The organism is Streptococcus sp. 27098_8_86 (assembly GCF_041432595.1).
Classification (GTDB): Bacteria; Bacillota; Bacilli; order Lactobacillales; family Streptococcaceae; genus Streptococcus; species Streptococcus pneumoniae_F.
Window position 1 is genome coordinate 1 of sequence record NZ_JAPVZW010000033.1, and the last position, 752, is coordinate 752.

Sequence of the window (752 nt, forward strand, 5' to 3'; positions counted from 1 at the left end):
ACAGGCACACCAGATCCAGCTAAGGTTGTAGCGAAGGATACTAACGGAACTAAGGTAGAAACAACTTACACACCAACAGTAACTCCAGTGACTCCAGAAGGAACACCAGCTGAAACAACAGATATCCAAGGTAAAACACAAACAGGTAAACCAACGTTTACACCAGGTGCTGATGAAGTACCAATGGATGATGAAGTACCAGCAACCTTCGAAGATGGTTCAACAGAAAAAGTAATCCCAGGTGAAGGAACATACACAGTGGCACCAGATGGCACAGTAACGTTCACACCAGAGAAGACATTCACAGGAGCAGGTACAGGAGTAACAGTTAAACGTGTAGATAAGAACGGAACACCAGTAACGGCTAAATACACACCAAACGTAACCCCAGTAACCCCAACCGCAGACCCAGTTGAAACAACAGACATCCAAGGTAAAGAACAAACTGGAAAACCAACATTCAAACCAGGAAATCCAGACGTACCAATGGATGATGAAGTGCCAGCAACCTTCGAAGATGGATCAACAACTAAGACAATTCCAGGCGAAGGAACTTACAAAGTAAATCCAGACGGTACAGTAACGTTCACTCCAGAGAAGAACTTCACAGGGAAAGGCACAGGCGTAACTGTTAAACGTGTAGATAAGAATGGCACACCAGTAACAGCTAAATACACACCAACAGTAACTCCAGTGACTCCAGAAGGAACACCAGCTGAAACAACAGATATCCAAGGTAAAGAACAAAATGG

At 44.1% G+C, this 752-nt stretch carries 1 pseudogene; it reads left to right on the plus strand.

What is annotated here, in order from left to right:
• A pseudogene (locus O3616_RS10045) lies at nt 1–752 on the plus strand (YSIRK signal domain/LPXTG anchor domain surface protein); the annotation flags it as partial.